Below are 19,088 nucleotides of genomic sequence, written 5' to 3'. Positions count from 1 at the left end.
ATGAAAGCAACCTCCCCCGCGCCGATTGGACATGTGAAGGTGACGCTTCAGGAAGCGGACAAGCTCCATGTGCTCCATCCGGGAGCGATTATTGCTTACCAAGGCGCACCGCAGCAGCGCGAGGATCGTTTTATGAATTTGGCAGGCGTCTATCGCAAAAAGAAATGGGTGCGCGCCCTGCTGAGCGGCCCCTCCGAATTTATTATCGGCTTGCCGCCGGGCTGCTCGCTGGAGACGATCCCCATTGGACCGGAAAGCGATTTGCTGTTCGACTACCGCCACGTGCTCTATTTCACAGACGGCATGCAGCTCAAAAGCGTCATTCAAAAAATGAAAAATGTGTGGATCACCCGCGAGCTGGTGCGGATGCGCTTCTCCGGCCCCGGCGAGCTTGGCGTCATCACAAGCGGCGACATTGCGGTGCTCCAGTTGGACAAGGAGCGCCCGCTTTTTGTAAATACGAGCTCGCTCGTCGCTTATCCCGCCAATGCGAGCATACAGCTTGCCGTCTATGGCAATCAGCTGGCGAGCCAGAACATGAACGTCCAGTGGAAAATAACCGGCAGCGGCCCTGTTCTTATTCAGACGGGCTCGCATGGAAAAGATTTGGAGCATCCGCTGCAAAACGACGGCTTCTTCAAGCGATTGCTGCGTGAAGTGCTGCCGTTCGGCAGCGTGTATATTAAATAGTAAAAGGGCATTGCAAAAAACACCCGAAATCGCTGTACTAGCGGTTTCGGGTGTTTTTTGTATTTGGGGCGTTCTTTTCCAAGAAAGATAAGAACGTTAGTTTTAGTGCGATATATGTAGAAGCAGATTGAGAGTAAAAATAGTCTTACTTTTTGCAACTTTAATCTGCGCACTCCGTACGGAGTGCGACAGTTGCATCAACCTATCTCCCATGGGCTGCACAGTTTCAATCCACGCACTCCATACGGAGTGCGACGAGCAGCGTTGTTTCCATTGCTCGGGCGACTCGAGTTTCAATCCACGCACTCCGTACGGAGTGCGACAAAATCGTTCCAGGTAGTGACCAATCAAATTTTTCGTTTCAATCCACGCACTCCGTACGGAGTGCGACTCTACTAAATCGATAAGTGCGTCAGGATCGCGGGCGTTTCAATCCACGCACTCCGTACGGAGTGCGACTTCGCGTAATAGATAAACCCAATGAATGATACAACGTTTCAATCCACGCACTCCGTACGGAGTGCGACGGCTTTTCAGGCCACGCTTATGGCGTTAGGCAGCATGGTTTCAATCCACGCACTCCGTACGGAGTGCGACCGTATTCAGGAAGTAAGATTCCGGGAACCATCGCTGTTTCAATCCACGCACTCCGTACGGAGTGCGACGTTAATGCGAGTGGTAATAATGGCTGATATTACGGTTTCAATCCACGCACTCCGTACGGAGTGCGACTTAGTCCTGATACCGCTGGCACCAGTCAAGGTATGGTTTCAATCCACGCACTCCGTACGGAGTGCGACTCAATCGCTCCATCGCCTCCAACAGGTGCGAAGAGGTTTCAATCCACGCACTCCGTACGGAGTGCGACAAAAATTACCAACTCATAATATTATATCACAATAAGTTTCAATCCACGCACTCCGTACGGAGTGCGACCGTAAGTAGTATTTCTCCGCGTGCAACAATCAATGTTTCAATCCACGCACTCCGTACGGAGTGCGACGTTAACACTTGTTCGCGTTGTTTACAAGTGTTAACGGTTTCAATCCACGCACTCCGTACGGAGTGCGACGTTGGACGGATTTGTCGAAGAATTGTTATATAATGGTTTCAATCCACGCACTCCGTACGGAGTGCGACATTTTCTAACGGGCCGCGAACTACCAGGAGGCGAAGTTTCAATCCACGCACTCCGTACGGAGTGCGACCCTATTGTATCATACTTAATGGGGTGAAGATATTGTTTCAATCCACGCACTCCGTACGGAGTGCGACAGCGAAAATACAAGTGATTGATCCCATCATGGCATCAATCACCTCTTTTTTCAATAAATATAATACTAGAAAAATCTAGATCAAATCTTGACTTTTCTTGAAATAGCTCAAAATCGACATGCTTCTACAATTTCTGAGGTGCGAATCCCCTAGGGTTTTTATGTGAGCTTCACATTCGCACCTGGGCATGTAATCTCAGCTGCTAAAAAACTTTATGCAACTACGCCGTCTTAAAGCTCGACACCGTATGCTGGAGATCATCCGCCAGCTGGGCCAGCGATTGCGCGGTCGCTGCGGATTCTTCGCTGCTCGCTGCGGACTCCTCGGCAGCAGCGGAAACATTTTCAACGGTAGTCAACACGTTTGTCGCTTGGGCCGCCTGCTCTTCGCTCGCTGCGGCAATTTCGGATACGCGATGGCCTGTATCGTTGACCATCTTCGTAATACGCTCGAATGCTTCTCCCGTTTTCTCCGACAGCGTTGCGCTTTCCTCAACTGCATTCACGCTGCGCTTCGTATTTTGCTGCATGCCTTGAATAATGACCGTGATTTTCTTCGTCGCTTCGCCACTTCGCTCCGCCAGCTTGCGTACCTCATCGGCTACAACAGCAAAGCCTCGTCCTTGTTCGCCTGCCCGTGCTGCTTCAATGGCTGCATTCAGCGCAAGGAGGTTCGTTTGATCGGCGATATCCTCAATGACCTCGATAATATCGCCAACCTGATGGGAATCCTGCTCCAGCTGGGACATTTGCTCGCGCACGCCATTCATGCTTTTCACCGAGTTGTCGATAATGGTGCGGCCTTCTCTAGCAATTTTCATCGTGGAATCCGATAGCTCTGATGCTTGCTCTGTACTTTGAGCGACCGATTGAATGGCCATCGTCAGCTCGCTGAACAGCTCATGAATCGTCTGTGCCGCCGATGCTTGAGCTGTGCTCCCGCCGGCAATTTCCTCTGTAGCAGCCGAAATTTGCTCTGCAGCCGCAGCTACGCTGTGCGATGATTCAATAATACCGCTAACCGTTCCGTTCAAACGGTCAATCATATGGTTGAAGGAGCTTGCAAGATTGCCGACCTCGTCCTTCGTATGGATGTCTACCTTTTCACGCAGATCGCCGTCGGCCACATTTCTCGCCAGAACAACGATACGGCTGAGCGGCTTCGAAATCATCCGGGACAACACGATTCCGAAAATAATGCTCAGCAGGAATGCCAGCACCACAATGACAATTGTAATCAACAAAGCGCTATTATATGCTTCCGCCCCCTTCTGGTTCGCTGCGTCCGCTTCACGAATCGAAAGCTCGATGCTATCCTCAAGAATCTTGAAAACAATATCACCCTGCGTTTTTAATTCGTTACTGATCAAATTTTTAAACGCGGCATCATCGCCGGAATTATTGAGTTCAATACCCCGGTTGTAAATGACCAAATAAGCTTTCCAATCCGTATCAAAGCTATCAATGATCCTTTTAGCATCATCGCTCATATTCGTTGCTTTATATTTTTCAACAGCCTGCTCGACATGTGTTGTCGTTTCCCTAATTGTAGCAAGCTCTGCCTGCATTTTCTGCTCCGTATCATGCATATACAGGCTTCGGATTTGAACCCGCATACTGGTATAGTTGACCTGTGCCTCATAAGCTTCTTTAACAGGAATCAAATTATTGGAATACATATCATCCTGCGACGCATGCATTTTATTCAAATTATAAATACCGAATAAACCTACGACACCTAAAATAATCGCAACAATCAGAAATGCGGATATTAATTTGACACTGATTTTCAAGTTGTAGAACCAATTCATATCAAATACCCTCCCTATTCTATCTAATATTTGCTGTTAGTTTGTTTTCTTGCAGATCTGGCAAACGACGTTCTAGCTGATGCCGCTTGCTTTTTTCATAATGCCGCCAATTTCCAAAATCAACGCAATTCGCCCGTTGCCCAAAATCGTTGCTCCTGAAATACCGTCCACCTTGCCCACATAGGAACCAAGCGTTTTAATAACGACCTCTTGATTGCCAAGCAGCTGATCGACCGCAATAGCCAGCCGCTGCTCCGCTCTGCCGATCATTACGACCGGAATTTTGTCGGGTCTGCCCTCCGTGCGTGTATAGCCGAACATTTCATGCAGCCATACGAACGGTACGATCTGATTGCGGATTTTAATAACCGGCGAGCCTTTTATCATTTTGAGCGTGCTTGTATCGACTCGAATAATTTCCACAACGGCGCTCATTGGCAAAATAAACGTTTGGTCGCTCGCCTTGACGAGCAAGCCCGTTGTAATGGCAAGCGTCAGCGGCAGCCTTATCGTGAACTTCGTTCCAACGCCGACGGACGTATCAATATCAATAATTCCGCCAAGCCGCTCGATATCCGTCCGCACGATATCCATGCCCACGCCTCTGCCCGATACATCGCTAAGCTGGGAGGCCGTTGAGAAGCCTGGGTGAAAAATAAGGCGCAGCGCCTTATGCTCATCGAGCAGTGCCGCCTCCTCTGCGGTGATGACACCTTTGGCAACAGCGGATTTACGCAGCTTGTTCGTATCAATGCCGCCGCCATCATCCTCGACGACAACAACAACCTGATTATCCTCATGCGCCGCGCTTATTCTAACTGTTCCCTGCTCAGGCTTGCCGCATTTAACCCGCTCTTCCGGCATTTCAATACCGTGGTCCACCGCGTTGCGGATCAAATGAATCATCGGATCGCCGACCTCTTCAATAAGCGTGCGGTCAAGCTCTGTATCGCCGCCGACCATTTGCAGATCAACGCTTTTATTCAGCGTTTGCGCCAAATCACGGACCATGCGCGGGAAACGGCTGAACAGCTGCTCGATCGGCAGCATCCGTACTTTTAGTACGTTTTCCTGCAGGCTGCCAATCAATCTGGACAGATGATCGCTGATTTCGCCGAGGTCATCCATCGTCTCGGAATACCCATATGCTTGATGCAGTGTTTGAATGGCCTGCTTCAAGCGGGTTTGGTCGATTACTAGCTCTCCGAGCAAATCGAGTACATTTTCCAGTCGTTCCACGTTGACGCGAATCGTCTGCTGTTTCACTGACGCTTTGGACTGCTGCGTCTTGTCTGCTTCATCCTGCGCTACGCTTACGGCAAAACCGGGCAGCATGTCCACGTTCTCCTGTTCCAGCTCCAAAACTGCGGCTGTCTCAGCCTCCGGTTGGGACGGCATCGCTGCCTCCACCCTTACGCTCTGCACGTCCATCAGCCCAGCTACCGCCAGCTCAAGAGCATCTGGCTCCACCTCTTGAGTGGCAATCAGCCACCGTATCGCATGAATATCCTGATCATCCTGCACCAGCTTCATATTGGGCTCATTCCACAGCACCTCGCCAAACGCACGCAAGGAAATATCAATAATGCTGATGCGAGCGAGCTTCATCATGCAGTCCTCAGTCAGCTTGACGGTAATTGTATATACGGTTTGACCGCTATGTATATATTCTCGCAGCAACTGCTCCGCCTCTTCCGGCAAAGCTTCGCCTGCTGATTCCTTTGCAGCCGCGACTGATTCCGTATTTGCTTTCGAGAAGCGTCCCAATTCCTTGATGACCGCCGAAGGGTCCGGCAGCAGCTCCTCGTGGATAATGCTGTTTTGCAAATCTTTAATAAAGTCGAGACATTGAAAAAATAAATTCGTTAATTCCCGTGTCATCTCAAGCTCTTCATTGCGCAGCATATCAAGCAGATGCTCCCATTCATGGGTTAGCTGCTTGAGCTCCATATAGCCCATTGCCGCGGAAGAGCCTTTAATCGTATGTGCCGCCCGGAAAAGCCGCTGAATGCCCTCAGAATGAGAGCCTTGCTTTTCCAAAGATAAAATCTCTTCTTCCATCGTCATAATTTGTTCCTCAAGCTCTTCGAGAAACACTTGCCTAAATTCCGAGTTATCGAACATATGCACCACCTTGTAAGCGTTGACTTAAGAGCTCCCTTGCTGCTTGAAGTATGCCATGTGAAGCAAGAAGCATTAATCGCGCAGCAGCACCTCATCGATCTTTAATATGCCGACCAATTCTGACTCTGTAAGACCGATTCCTGTAAAATAGGCACCGTTAATGCCGCCTACCCGCTCCGGCGGTGGCTGAATATCGTGAAACGACGTAACCTTGTACACCCGATCCACAATAATGCCGATCGACTCCTCCTGATGATGAACAACGACGATTCGCGTCGCTTTTGAATACACATCCTCATCCAGTGAAAATAACGCTCGCAGGCTAATAACCGGAATAATTTTGCCGCGTAAATTAATGACACCCATCACATAAAACTGGCAATTCGGTATTTCGGTAATTTCCTGCATACGTATAATTTCATGAACTTCAGCTATACGTATGCCATAGCTTTCTTCCCCTACGCCAAATTGTACATACTGCATTTGCTCTACCCCCTGCATGATTTCACCCCCTTTCATATTCTGCCTTTGGTAACGTCCAGCAGCTTTCTGCCAATCTGCTCAATGGGCAGCACATAATCGACGGTTCCCCGATCAACTATCGGCGCTCCGGTTGCGTTTTTTATTTTTTACACAATTCTGACTTTACTTTATATATATCGGCTGACAGCTCTCCCGACGGCTTGGCGACAAAATCAACCGCCCCGCACTGAAGCGCCATAATGGTCTCTTCTCCACCAAATTTTACATCTTCAGTCCTCCCGTTTTGCTGATTGCTGCGCCTTATTTCCTACACAATAACAAACATCTCTGAATCATAACTGAATCTTTTGTCGATTTTTGTAGCATTTTAACGAATTTAATTAGCATTACGCGTTAACTTGATCAATTTAGGAAACTTTTCATAATCTTCTCAAAAGCGCAAAAAAACTACCTTTGTCTCAGACAAAAGGCAGCTTCTTATTATCCCCTATCAGGTTGATTGCATTAGCGACTCATATCGGTCTACAAGCTCGGCATGCGGACAAGCTCCAAGCTCCCCTGCACTGCGCTTGCAAAACTGCTTAAATACGGTGTCGGCCTTCACCCGATTGCCTCCTCTCTTATAGCAGCGGACTACGAGCCATAAGGCCCCCTCATCGTAAGGCTCCTTGTTTAAGTATTCGAGCGCATAATCCGTTGCTACAAGAATATCTCCCTGATTCAGCAGCTCCTCGACAAGCCGCTCCACAACCAGGCCTCCGATAAGCCTATAATGCTCGCGCAGCCGATAAACCCAGACGCTCTGAATGTCAGTCAGCACTTCCTCCTTGTATAAGTTCACCGCCTGTCGGAGCAAAAATAGGCTGCCCATGTCGACCGCACGTTTCGCTAGCTGTTGAAATTCAAGCATATCTGAGGACATATGCTCGGCAGTCAAAATATACTTCTCCCGCAGCGATTTAATCCGAACCCTCCCGTCCAGCCCATTACGCTTCAACAGCTGACGGAGTTGATACACGCAGGTGTGAATGTATGCCCTTGCCTTCGTATCTTCCATTCCAGGAAAAACATCATCCATAATATTCTCCACGCGGCATTCCCGGTTCGTCCATAAATACGCGAACAGCTCCTTCGTTTTCAGCACCTTCCATTTGACGGGACCTGCTGTCCCATACAGGTTCAGCTTGCCGAAGCATTGAACGTCGACTCTGTCTTTCTGCTTTACCGCCTCGGCGGCCAATTTATTTCTCCCAATTCTGCGTTGACGTACACGCTCCACCGTTCGCTGAAGCCGCTGCGGGGCTACCGGTTTCAAAATATAATCCTCCACATTCAGCTCATAAGCCTGCAACGCATGATTGTCAAATGCCGTGACAAATACGGTAGCCGTCCCTGGGCAATAAGCGAGCATTTCCTCCGCGAACATAAGACCAGAAATTTGCGGCATGTAAATGTCTATGAACACGACATCCGGCGGCTCGCGCTTAATGGCCGCAAGCCCCTCCAGCGGATCATCATAAAGCTGAATGGAGCCGATTCCTTCACAGTTCGATAAATATTCCTTCATTTCCTCAAGCGCCCAGTGCTCATCATCCACCACCGCGACGTTCAACATTTCAAATCCCTCCCTGTGCTGGTATCAAAAAGGTAACGGTCGTGCCTCCGCTTTCGCGCCGTCTAATATGTAGTCCCGTTCCAAAATGGCGAAGCAGCCGCTCGTTTGTATTCGCAAGCCCAATTCCCTGCCGCAGCTGTTGCCCGCTTGGCAAACGCCTGCCTGGCGGCTGCTTCCTTAAGCGCATGAAGCTTTCAAGCTGCTCCTCCGGAATACCGACTCCATCGTCCTTAATAATGACGCGGATGCCCCCAGGAACGGAGAGCGTAATAATTTCAATCGTGCCGCCAATGAGCTTGGCTGTAATGCCATGGCGAATCGCATTTTCCACCAGCGTCTGAATGACAAAGGGTGGCAGGTGAAACTGCGTCGCTCCGAGCTCGTAATTCACCTGCAGACGGCTGCCAAATCTAGCCTTCTCCAAATCCAGATAGGCGCTGACGAGTGCAAGCTCGACCTTGAATGAAACTGCCTCCGCCTGATTCTCAAAATCAAAGCTGCTGCGCAAAAATTCACTCAGGCTGCGAAGCAGTCCCCTCGCTTCCTCGGCATTACGCTTGCTGATGAAAATGATTGTGCCGATTGCATTAAACAAAAAATGCGGCTTAATCTTCGCACGCAGCATCGCCAGCTCCGTCTCTACAAGCCCGGCCTCTGATTTTCTCAGCTGCATGAGCATGCAGAGCTTATGCTTAAGCTCTACAGCGGCGAAGGGCCGCAATAAATAATCATTCATCCCAGCTGTGTAGAGCCGTTCCAGCTGACTCCTGGCCTTGATGTCAAGCAGTAGGAGTATGTATAGCTCCTTGCTGCCGCTTGCCTCACGAATAGCGCGGCACGCGGCTTCAGCATCCTCTGCCAGAGAAGCGTCAATAAGACATAAGTCAGCCTCGTCGCCCTGCTTGAACCAGAGCAAAGCGTCTTCCAGCCTGCTCTCAGCCGAGACTTGTATATTTTGTTCTGTGAACACATCCGTAATAATCGCTCTTTCGATTACGTGGTCATGAACGAGAAGCGCATGAAGCAATGCAAATCCCCCATTCCAAATTATAGTAGATAAAAACGTCTAGTAACTATATCGGTTATAGTGGCTTCTCTTTACACTAAACCCCACAGGGAGACGCAGAAAAGACCGGTTGTATTCAACCGGCCTTGCACGAAACCTATGTTTTTTATACGTATGCTATGTTGTGCGAAATTCTGCTGTCTACTCTTCCTTCGGAATCAGCTTGTAAATTTCTCCTGATTCAAAAGCATCAATGAGGCGTCCCAGCCATTTGTAATACGCAAGGGCTTCCTGAAGCTTCTGCCTGTCGCTAGCTAGCACATCCAGAAAGGCTTCGGACTGCTCCGTGTTGTTCTCAAGCTGTTCAATTTCCTTAAGAGAACGGGTTAGGGCGAGCACATTTTGCTCCGCAGCCTTCCTCCATTTAATAGAGAAGAAGTCCGTGAAGTTTTCATGCCAATCCGGCACCACCTCATACAAATCTTTGCGTGAGCCTTTGCCCCATACTTTATTGATCATTTTCAGATCGTATAACGTCCGCATTCCGGTGCTCATTGACGTTTTGCTCATTCCCATCGTAGCACTCATTTCGTCCAGCGTGACAGGCTCGCGGTTGAAATACATATTGCCGTATAAATGCCCGATGGACAACGTTATGCCATATAGATCCATGTTTTTGCCGATTGATTCAATGACGCGCCGACGCGTCTTCAGCAACTGCTGCTGCTGCTCTTCTGTTAATGCTGCAAGTTCATCCATGTCGTTCCTCCTGAGGAGTGGCGTGTCCCATTCATCCTACAACATGTATTGTAATCAAACGTCTAGGGAAATGTAAAGAAACATGTTGATATGAAAAAGGGAGTTATCAGGAGTATTCTGTACGAAAAGTTTGTAAAGTTATAACTGTACAAAGCATACAGAGGCTCACGCCTTTTGACCATTACATTGTTATCCAACTACACTTATAAGCAGACGAACACTCGAAGCTTGGTGAAGAAGCGTTATGATAAAGCGTACACCTCGCTTCCTGTGCCAAGGATCGTGGAGGGGGTACTACATGGCTATTATAGAAGCTAAAAAGCTGACCAAGATTTTCGGAGCGGACCCAAAAAAAGCGATACCGCTGCTGGATAAGGGCTGGTCAAAAGAAAAGATTTTAAAAGAAACGAAGCTGACTGTCGGCGTGAATCAAGCCAATTTTTCGATAGAGGCCGGACAAATATTTGTCATTATGGGCTTATCGGGCAGCGGCAAATCGACGCTCGTTCGCTTATTGAATCGCTTAATTGAGCCGACGGGCGGACAAGTGCTGTTTAATGGCAAGGATGTGCTCAAGATGACGGCTGAGCAGCTCCGGCAGTTTCGGCGCAAGCATGTCGGGATGGTGTTTCAGAAATTTGCGCTGTTCCCGCATCGCACCGTTTTGCAAAATATCGAATATGGCCTTGAAGTTCAAGGCATCAACAAGTCGAAGCGCCGGGAAATGGCGATCCAATCTTTAGAGCTAGTAGGCTTGAAAGGCTACGGCGACAGTTATCCCGAGCAGCTAAGCGGCGGGATGCAGCAGCGCGTAGGCCTTGCAAGAGGACTTGCCAGCGATCCCGAAGTACTGCTGATGGATGAAGCGTTCAGTGCACTTGACCCGCTTATCCGCAAGGATATGCAGGATGAGCTGCTGGAGCTGCAATCGAAAATGAAAAAAACGATCGTCTTCATTACCCATGATTTGAATGAGGCGCTGCGCATTGGCGACCAGATTGCCCTAATGAAGGATGGCAGCATCGTGCAAATCGGCTCGCCGGAAGAAATTTTGATGCAGCCTGCCAATAAATATGTCGAGCGTTTCGTCGAGGACGTCGATTTGTCCAAGGTGCTCACCGCCTCTCATGTGATGGCGAAGGCCGAGACGATTACGAATGAGAGAGGACCGCGCGTTGCGCTCCAGCTCATGCGTGCCAGAAGCATCTCCAGCTTATATATGGTGGACAGGGAGATGCGCTTGCTTGGTGTCATTACGGCCGACGATGCAGCCAGAGCTTTGAAGGAAGGGCTGTCACTCGAATCGCTGACCCAGCGTGATGTTCCAACCGTGTCGCCCGATACGCTGCTCAATGAGCTGTTCGAGCTTATGGGCAATGCCAGATTGCCCGTTGCTGTCATCGGCGAAAATGGCCGATTAAAGGGCATCGTCATTAAAGGCGCAGTGCTCGCCGCACTCGCAGGCAATACCGAAATAGAGGCAGGTGTTAAAGCATGAATATACCCAAAATCCCTTTAGCGGACTGGATTGGGGCGCTGGAAACATGGCTTGAAACCCATCTCGGCCCGCTTTTTAAGCTTATTAAAGTGGTCGTAGGCGAAACGGTTGGCGGATTAAATGTCGCTCTCGACTTTTTCCCTCCGCTTGTGCTTATTATTCTATTTACCGCAGCAGCTTGGTTTCTCGGCAAATGGCGCATGGCGCTGTTTACGTTTGTCGGCCTGCTCATCATTGATAATCTCGGCTATTGGAGCCAGACGATGCAGACGCTGTCGCTCGTGCTGACCTCCGCCCTCATTTCAGTGGTGGTTGGCGTTCCAGTTGGCATTTTGTGTGCACGTAAAAATAGCATTCAAAATATTGTTACTCCGATTCTTGACTTCATGCAGACGATGCCGGCCTTTGTCTATTTGCTGCCTGCCGTCTCCTTCTTCTCGCTTGGCGTCGTGCCAGGCGTCATCGCTTCGATTATTTTTGCGATTCCACCAACGATTCGCATGACCAATCTCGGCATTCGCCAAGTTCCAGAGGAGCTGACTGAAGCGGCTGATGCCTTCGGCTCTACACCGTCGCAGAAGCTGATCAAGCTGCAATTGCCGATTGCGCTGCCGAGCATTATGGCGGGCATCAACCAGACGATTATGCTGTCGCTTTCGATGGTCGTTATCGCATCCATGATTGGCGCACAGGGCGTTGGATCGTACGTGTACCGCGCTGTGACGCAGGGCAACACCGGAGTTGGCTTTGAAGCGGGGATCGCAATCGTTATATTGGCGATTATCCTCGACCGCTTGACGCAAAATGCGATTCGCCGTACGAAAAAGGCGTAAGCAATCTTAAGTGCTCTCCGCCTTTACAGCGGAATAGCTGCAATATCAATCGAAATATTTTCAGAAGGAGTGTTATTGTTGAAAAAAGTGAAAATGCTAGTTGCTGCCGTTATGCTCGCTGTTCTAGCCGCCGGCTGTTCTTCCGCCAGCGGAAGCAAGAACATTACCCTTGCTTATGTCGCTTGGGATTCAGAAATTGCGAGCACCTATGTCGTTAAAGAAGTGTTGGAACAGAAGCTGGGCTACAAGGTTGAAATGCTTCAAGTGGATGCCGGGCCGATGTGGGCTGGCATTTCCGACGGAAGCGCAGACGGAATCGTTGCCGCTTGGCTCCCAAGCACGCATGCCTCTTATGCAGATAAATATAAAGGGCAATATGAGGATCTCGGCGCTAACCTCGAAGGCACCAAAACCGGACTTGTCGTTCCTAAATATATGGACATCAACAGCATCGAGGATTTGAATGATAAGACGGGTCCCGAGCTGGACTATAAAATTATTGGCATTGAGCCGGGTGCCGGACTTATGATGGCTTCGGAGAAAGCGCTCGATGCATACGGCCTGCGTGATAAATGGACGCTGCTTGAAAGCTCGTCCGCTGCAATGTCGCAGGAGCTTCAGAAGGCGTATGACAATAAAGAGCCGATCGTTGTAACGGGCTGGACACCACATTGGATGTTCGCCAAGATGGATCTGAAATATTTGGATGATCCGAAAAATGTATACGGTAGCGCGGAACAAATTCATACGATTGTACGCAAAGGACTGAAAGAGGACAAAGCGGAAGCTTATGCTTTCCTCGACAAGTTCAACTGGACTCCGGAGGATATGGCGAAGGTCATGGTTGCTATTCAAGGCGGCGAAACGCCAGAAGCAGCAGCTAAAGCCTGGGTTGAAGGCAACGCCGAGCTGGTTGATGCTTGGTTGAAATAATTCAGCCTTGCTTTCATCAGCAGCGCGCGCTATAATACATCTAATTTCATTACAACGACTTGCTGATGACGAGAATCCAACTCCGAGGCGTTCTCGTCAAGAGAGATGTTTAGCGCTTCTCCTAAGTTAACCGGGCCCGCCCGTTATCGCGGAACCAAAGCGGATCGTTCGGCACTGCCGTCCGGTCAAGTTGGGTGGCACCGCGAGTTTAACGCTCCTCGTCCCAAAAGGATGAGGGGCGTTTTTTGCGTTTTTATTTAAAAGGCGAAGGAGCGCGGTAACATGCTGGACATGAAATGGATTCGCGAAAACAAAGAGCTGGTGCAGCAAGCGGCGGAGCATAAGGGGCTGGATTTTAACGTTCAGCAGCTGCTGGATGCCGATAGCCACAGACGCGAGCTGCAGCAGAAGGCGGACGAACTTAGGCAGGAGCGCAATGCGCATTCGCAGCGCATTGGGAAGCTGATGCAGAGCGCAAATGCGAGGCAGCAGAAGCAAGGAGCGGAGCAGCACGGGGCAAAGCAGCAACAGGCGGCGTTCGAACCGCCGCAATGGACGGAGCAAGAGCAGGCCGAGCAATTGAAGCAGGCAGTAGCGAAAATTAATGAGCTGCTAAAGCCTTGCGAGGAGCAGCTGCTTGAAGCCGAGCAGCAATTCCGCAAGCTTATGCTGGAGGTGCCGAATCCGGCTTCGACAGATACGCCTATCGGCAGGTCGGATGCTGACAATGTGGAATTGCGCCGAATCGGCAGCATTCCGGCCCCCGCTTTTGCACTGCGGGATCATGTAGAGCTTGGCGAGCTGCACGGCATGATAGATATAAATCGCGGCGTTCGGACGGCGGGCTCGCGCAGCTACTATTTGAAAGGGGCAGGTGCCCTGCTGCACCGTGCGGTCCAGCAGCTTGCGCTCGATTACTTGCTGGAGCGCGGATTTACGCTGCTTGATGTGCCTCTGATGGTAAGAGAGGAAGCGATGTACAATACGGGATATTTCCCCGGGGGAACGGATTCGGCATACCGGATCGACGGCGAAGATCGCTGGCTGATCGGGACTTCGGAAGTACCGCTAGTCGCCTATTACGATAATGAAATCGTCGATGTGGCCGAGCCGATTCGGCTTACTGCCGCAACCGCCTGCTTCCGCAGCGAGGTCGGCTCGGCTGGCCGGGATGTGCGCGGCCTCTACCGCGTGCATCAATTTGCCAAGGTTGAGCAGGTTGTGCTTTGCGAAGCCGATCCTGCCCGTTCGGAGGCGCTGCTCCACGAAATAACAGCGAATGCGGAACAGCTGCTGCAATTGCTGGAGCTGCCCTATCGCGTTGTTGCGGTATGTACCGGCGATATGTCGCAAAAAAATGTAAAGCAATTTGACATTGAAACGTGGATGCCAAGCAGGCAAGCTTACGGCGAGACGCATTCGTCGTCGAATGTGCATGATTTTCAGGCGCGGCGCTCGAATATTCGCTATCGCGATGCCGAGGGCAAACTGCGCTACTGCCACACGCTCAACAACACGGCCGTCGCAACGCCGCGCATTCTTATTCCGCTGCTGGAAAATCATCAGCTTGAAGACGGCTCGATTTATATTCCGCCAGCGCTTCGTCCCTATATGAACGGGCTGGAAATGCTGCAAGCTCCAGCTGCCCCCCTTGCGGAAGCAGCCCAGGTGCAGCCAGAAACAAAGTAAAACATGTCCAGATAATGGTCATACCAACAGGCTGGAAAATAAAAAGACAAGCGCTGCCGATTCAGCAGCGCTTGTCTTTTCTATAGTTGAGCAGCAGTCTGAACGGCAGCGGGCAGCTTGCTGGCTTTATTTTTCCAAGCTGTATTGGCGTTAGGATGATTTCAGCTCTTCCAAGTAGGCGACCAGACGATCCGATGTTTCGCTGATGCCCTGCTCCATTCCCATTTCGACTACCGTCTTGAGTGCTTCCTCCGTTGGGTAGCGGGTCACGCTCACGAATTTGGTTTTGCCATCCTGCGTCGCTTCGAACGTCATGGTGACGTTAGCTGACGGCATGTCCGCGGATTCATTGCCTTCGGCATCAGAGAAATAATCTACGTAGGCGATTTTCTCATTCGTTACAATTTCCTTGTATACGGCCTTGCCCCATGATTCATAGCCGAAAAAATCCCCTTGGTTCTGGTCGATGCATTTCATGCAGTAATGCCATACGCCGCCTGGACGGAAATCGACTGTGCAAGCCGACAAAATCCAGCCATTCGGTCCCCACCAATGCTTCAAATGCTCAGCCGTGGAATGGGCTTCAAACACGAGTGCATGCGGTGCGTCAAAAACCCGCTCCATCGTAAGTACCTGTCCGTCTACCTTAAAGCTTAATTTGTTCGTCATTGTGATTGCCTCCTGAAAGTTAGTTTGGTTTGCTGCCTCGTTCCTTCAACTGCTGCAAGTAAAAATCCAATTTGTCGAACCGCTCGCTCCATAGGCTGCGATAGGTTTCCAGCCAGCTGTCCATCTCTTGGAGCGGCTCCACCCGAAGCTTGTAATAACGGCGATTGGCCGCTGCCTGCACCTCGACGAGCCCTGCTTCCAGCAATATACGCAAATGCTTGGAAGCCTGAGGCTGACGAATGGGCAGACGTTCCGCAATTTCTCCGACAGTCAAGGAACCATCCACCAGCAGCTCCATGATCCGCAGGCGCGTCGGGTCGGATAATGCGCTGAATGTCGTAGCTTTCATAAAAACCGCGTCCTTTAATGGCGCTGTTAGAATTAAAGGGAAGTCAGCGCTATGAAGGTGCTTTCGTTTCCCTGAATTGAATATACCATTACAGGAATATTCCCGTCAAGGAATAATCAAAAAACTTCCGCCGAGCATAATTGGCATACTGTCATTTTGCACAAAAAAAGCCGCTAACAAGCATAAAACTTGTCACCGGCTTACGTATAAAGATCAAAAAAAAGAGCTGCACCCCAGCGGTGTGCGCTCCTTCTAGCCCTTCAATGATCCGGCGGCCATGCCGGAAATAAAATAACGCTGCAGCAATAAAAATAAAATAAGCATCGGCAGCGAGATCAGTACAACTCCGGTCAGCAGCCCCGGATAATTGGTTGAATATTCGCCCTGGAATTGCAAAAGCGCTAAGGGCAGCGTCATTTTTGCCTTATCTGTGAGCAGCAGCATCGGGAACAGCAGGTCATTCCAGACGCCCACGAGCAGGAAGATAGCTGTTGCCGCAAGTGAAGGTGCTGACAGCGGCAGCGCTATTTGGGTGTAAAGCCGCCATTCCCCCGCGCCATCCATGCTGCCTGCCTCGAACATTTCCTTTGGCAGCGCGCGCATGAAGCCCGTCAGCATAAAAACCGCTACTGGCAGCAGCATCGCGACCGTCACTAATATGAGCCCAAACCGGCTGTTCATCAGCCCAAGATCGCGCATAAAGGAGTAGATTGGAATCATATTCACCTGTGCCGGAACCATCAATCCTATGAGAAATATGCCGTAAAGGATTAGCCCGAGCCTATTGGCAATCCGGTAAATGCCGTAAGCAATCATGCTCGACACGATCAGCTCCAGGACAACCGTGCTGAAAGAAACCGTTATGCTATTGTTGAAATAAGACAGCATCGGTTGGCTGTCGAATAGATGGCTGTAGTTTTGCCCTGTGAATGAGCTTGGAATACCGAGCGGACTCGCATAAAACTGCTGCTGGTCTTTGATCGTCGTCACAATCAGGAAAATAAGCGGCAGCAAAATAATGATCGCGAAAGCGAGCAGAAACAAACGCCCTGCTATTCGTAACAGCATGAATCCATGCCTCCTTTCTGATCTGATCATGACGCAAGTTAAGGGCCTATCTTCAAGCCGCCTGCTTCGCAGCGCGTGGGGCAGCTTGAAAATACGGCCTAATAGGAGACGCGATTCGCTTGCAGCGCTCTGAATTGCAGAAACGTAATGAAGGCAATAATAAACAGGAAATAAATCGATGCAGCGGACGCTTGGCCAAACTTATAGTTTTGGAACGCCGCCGAATAAATGTACGTGGACAAAATTTCCGTCGCATAATTCGGGCCGCCCCGCGTCGTAACGAAAATCAAATCAAACGCCTTGAAGGACTGAATCGTCGTATAAGCGACAACAATCGTAGCCGCAGGCGCAAGCAAGGGCCAAGTAATCCGGCGAAAAATAGCCCATTTGCCGCCTCCGTCCAGCTTCGCCGCCTCATACAGTTCCTCCGGAATCGCATGCAGGCCTGCGATAAACAAAATTGCCATTTGCCCAATATGCGCCCATGCTTGAACGGCAGCAATGGAATAGATCGCAAGCGACGGATTGCCAAGCCAATTATTCGCAAGCGCTGACAATCCGAGCATCCGGAGCAGCTCGTTAAGCAGCCCCAGATTCGGATCGTAAACATAAGCAGCGATAAAGCCGACGGCGGCAGACGATAATATCGTCGGGAAGAAATACAGCGCCCGCAGCGCCACCGTCGTTTTTTTATTTTTCGTCAGCAGCAGCGCTACAATTAGTGATACGAGCGTCTGCACGACCACGACCGACAGCATGAACCGCAAGTTGTTGCCGATCGCTTTTTTGAAAATAATGCTGTCTGCTACCGTCTTGTAATTATCAAGACCTACGAAGCCGGAGGTGTCCGACATGCCGTCCCAATCCGTGAAGGAATTGTAGAAGCCGGACAGCGTCGGATATAGGAAGAAGACAGCATAGAGCAGCAGCCCCGGGACAAAAAAGAAGTAGATCGTCTTCCGCACAGCCATCAGACTATGGCTTCAGCTGCTGTTCCACAATCGCTTGCGCGCTGCTGGCAGCCCCTTCCGCCGAATCGCCAGCAATGACCGCTTGAATGGAGCCGATAACCGCCTTCTGAATTTCAATATTCGTAATGAGATAACGAGGCTGGAAGCGCGTTTTTTTATCGGCCCAGCCGCTGATGACTTGCAAAGCAGGGCTTGTGTATTCGATATCCTTGACCGGAATGTTCTGGTTCGCCGCATTTGCGACTTTGCCCGCTACTTCTATTTTGCTCAGATAGGAAATGAAGGTTTTGGCTTCTTCCGGATGCTTGGACTTGCTGTTGACGCCAAGCATGAATGTCGTCGTATGAATGCCTGCATAGATTGCTTGATCAGCGGGCACGGTAATTGGAGCGAGCAAATCCAGCTTCAGCTCAGGACTCGCTTTCAATACGGCTGCAATGGAGTACGAGCCAGTTGCCAGCATAGCCGCTTTTCCTTGTGAAAAGAGGGCAATCGCCGCATCCGTATTCGTACCCAGCGAATCCGGCTGGAAATAACCTTTGTCGTTTAGTTCTTTGAACTGCGTCAGTGTTGTAGTCCACCATTCATCCGTAAGCTTGGTTTCGCCCTTCTCAAGCTTTTGGAACACCTCTTCATCCGGCGCATTGTTCATCATCATCGGGTTCATGAATTGGCCTGGGCCAATATCGGCGCCGGGGAAGGCGATCGGGATAATGCCGTTGCTCTTAAGCGTTTCGCTTGCGGCAAGGAAGCTATCCCAATCCTTCGGAGGTGAAAGGTTGTATTGCTCGAACAGCCCGACGTTGTAAACCGGAATGTTGTACACGAGAGAATACGGCAGCGCGTATTGCTTGCCATCCTTTGCTCCGGATTTAATCAGCTCCGGCACGAACGATTGGACGAATGCCTCATTCGTTAAATCGGTGTATAAGCCTGCTTTGGCAATGGATTCAAACTGTGCGCCCGGGAAGGAAGCAAATACGTCGCCTACAGAGCCGTCGAGCAGCTTAACCTGCGCCGTCGTCTGATATTGCTCAGACGGGAACGTCTGCATCGACACTTTGATGCCGGGATTTTCCTGCTCAAAGTCTTTAATAATCTCGTTCCAGACTGGCACATCGCCCTGCCAATGGATAAAGCTGATCTCTACGGGCTTGCCCGCTCCGCTATTGCCGCTGGATGCGGCATTGCTGCTGGCATCGCCGCCATTGCCGCCGCAAGCTGCCAAGATGAGTGCAAGCAGCAGCAGTATGGCTGCGGGAAACGAATATTTTTTCAACATCATGGATTTAATAACCCTCCTGTCATCTTCTGTG

General features: G+C 50.3%; 16 protein-coding genes, 1 pseudogene and 1 CRISPR repeat array. Of the genes and pseudogenes, 5 read left to right on the top strand and 12 right to left on the bottom strand.

What is annotated here, in order from left to right; genetic code table 11:
- The gene (locus tag AC50Y5_RS06840; protein WP_056042767.1) at positions 1–690 is read left to right on the top strand and encodes an AIM24 family protein; all 690 of its coding nucleotides are present in this window, start codon (positions 1–3) and stop codon (positions 688–690) included.
- Positions 691–847: 157 nt separating this feature from the next.
- Positions 848–1,965: direct repeats of the CRISPR family, unit length 33 nt; unit sequence GTTTCAATCCACGCACTCCGTACGGAGTGCGAC.
- Between the two features lie 220 nt (positions 1,966–2,185).
- On the opposite strand, the gene AC50Y5_RS06835 is transcribed toward AC50Y5_RS06840, so the two are convergent.
- From AC50Y5_RS06835 to AC50Y5_RS06805, 7 genes and pseudogenes are all read right to left on the bottom strand, one after another.
- Positions 2,186–3,775: a methyl-accepting chemotaxis protein gene (locus tag AC50Y5_RS06835; RefSeq protein ID WP_494859372.1), complete on the bottom strand. Its 1,590-nt coding sequence runs from the start codon at positions 3,773–3,775 to the stop codon at positions 2,186–2,188.
- Positions 3,776–3,847: 72 nt separating this feature from the next.
- Positions 3,848–5,899, bottom strand: a complete 2,052-nt coding sequence (locus AC50Y5_RS06830; protein WP_056042774.1) for a chemotaxis protein CheA — start codon at positions 5,897–5,899, stop codon at positions 3,848–3,850.
- 72 nt (positions 5,900–5,971) lie between these two features.
- The gene (locus AC50Y5_RS06825; protein ID WP_056042776.1) at positions 5,972–6,400 is read right to left on the bottom strand and encodes a chemotaxis protein CheW; all 429 of its coding nucleotides are present in this window, start codon (positions 6,398–6,400) and stop codon (positions 5,972–5,974) included.
- A 124-nt stretch (positions 6,401–6,524) separates the two neighbouring features.
- Positions 6,525–6,638: pseudogene (locus tag AC50Y5_RS06820) on the bottom strand (chemotaxis response regulator protein-glutamate methylesterase); the annotation flags it as partial.
- 234 nt (positions 6,639–6,872) lie between these two features.
- Entirely contained in the window at positions 6,873–7,997 is a 1,125-nt protein-coding gene (locus tag AC50Y5_RS06815; protein WP_056042778.1) for a BTAD domain-containing protein, read from the bottom strand.
- 1 nt (position 7,998) lies between these two features.
- Positions 7,999–9,024, bottom strand: coding sequence for a histidine kinase (locus AC50Y5_RS06810; protein WP_056042781.1), 1,026 nt, complete (start codon positions 9,022–9,024; stop codon positions 7,999–8,001).
- Between the two features lie 180 nt (positions 9,025–9,204).
- Positions 9,205–9,762 (bottom strand): GbsR/MarR family transcriptional regulator, encoded by a 558-nt coding sequence (locus tag AC50Y5_RS06805; RefSeq protein ID WP_056042783.1) that lies wholly within the window; start codon positions 9,760–9,762, stop codon positions 9,205–9,207.
- 298 nt (positions 9,763–10,060) lie between these two features.
- Between AC50Y5_RS06805 and AC50Y5_RS06800 the strand changes: the two genes are divergently transcribed.
- The 4 genes from AC50Y5_RS06800 (at position 10,061) to serS (ending at position 14,715) form a co-directional block, all read left to right on the top strand.
- Positions 10,061–11,260 carry a quaternary amine ABC transporter ATP-binding protein gene (locus tag AC50Y5_RS06800; protein ID WP_046228969.1) on the top strand — a complete coding sequence of 400 codons (1,200 nt, stop codon included), beginning with the start codon at positions 10,061–10,063 and terminating at the stop codon, positions 11,258–11,260.
- Positions 11,257–12,093, top strand: a complete 837-nt coding sequence (locus AC50Y5_RS06795; RefSeq protein ID WP_056042785.1) for an ABC transporter permease — start codon at positions 11,257–11,259, stop codon at positions 12,091–12,093. Before AC50Y5_RS06800 ends, AC50Y5_RS06795 begins: the two co-directional genes overlap by 4 nt.
- A 69-nt stretch (positions 12,094–12,162) precedes the next feature.
- Entirely contained in the window at positions 12,163–13,026 is an 864-nt protein-coding gene (locus AC50Y5_RS06790; protein WP_494859361.1) for a glycine betaine ABC transporter substrate-binding protein, read from the top strand.
- Positions 13,027–13,308: 282 nt separating this feature from the next.
- Complete coding sequence (serS, locus tag AC50Y5_RS06785) at positions 13,309–14,715, top strand: serine--tRNA ligase (RefSeq protein ID WP_494859359.1); 1,407 nt, start codon at positions 13,309–13,311, stop codon at positions 14,713–14,715.
- Positions 14,716–14,865: 150 nt separating this feature from the next.
- Here serS and AC50Y5_RS06780 read toward each other — a convergent pair whose 3' ends face one another.
- The 5 genes from AC50Y5_RS06780 to AC50Y5_RS06760 form a co-directional block, all read right to left on the bottom strand.
- A complete protein-coding gene (locus tag AC50Y5_RS06780; RefSeq protein WP_494859357.1) occupies positions 14,866–15,384 on the bottom strand; it encodes an SRPBCC domain-containing protein in 519 nt (172 codons plus the stop codon).
- A gap of 19 nt (positions 15,385–15,403) precedes the next feature.
- Positions 15,404–15,733, bottom strand: coding sequence for an ArsR/SmtB family transcription factor (locus tag AC50Y5_RS06775; RefSeq protein ID WP_056042790.1), 330 nt, complete (start codon positions 15,731–15,733; stop codon positions 15,404–15,406).
- 252 nt (positions 15,734–15,985) lie between these two features.
- A complete protein-coding gene (locus tag AC50Y5_RS06770) occupies positions 15,986–16,801 on the bottom strand; it encodes a carbohydrate ABC transporter permease (RefSeq protein WP_494859355.1) in 816 nt (271 codons plus the stop codon).
- Positions 16,802–16,899: 98 nt separating this feature from the next.
- Positions 16,900–17,772: a carbohydrate ABC transporter permease gene (locus tag AC50Y5_RS06765; RefSeq protein ID WP_494859353.1), complete on the bottom strand. Its 873-nt coding sequence runs from the start codon at positions 17,770–17,772 to the stop codon at positions 16,900–16,902.
- Between the two features lie 4 nt (positions 17,773–17,776).
- On the bottom strand, positions 17,777–19,057 hold the full coding sequence (locus AC50Y5_RS06760) for an ABC transporter substrate-binding protein (protein ID WP_494859351.1): 1,281 nt from the start codon (positions 19,055–19,057) through the stop codon (positions 17,777–17,779).
- Positions 19,058–19,088 lie beyond the last annotated feature (31 nt).

It is taken from the genome of Paenibacillus sp. JT22N7, assembly GCF_059383875.1.
The sequence above is the reverse complement of the archived record's forward strand: the minus strand, read 5'-3'. Positions and strand labels throughout refer to the sequence as shown.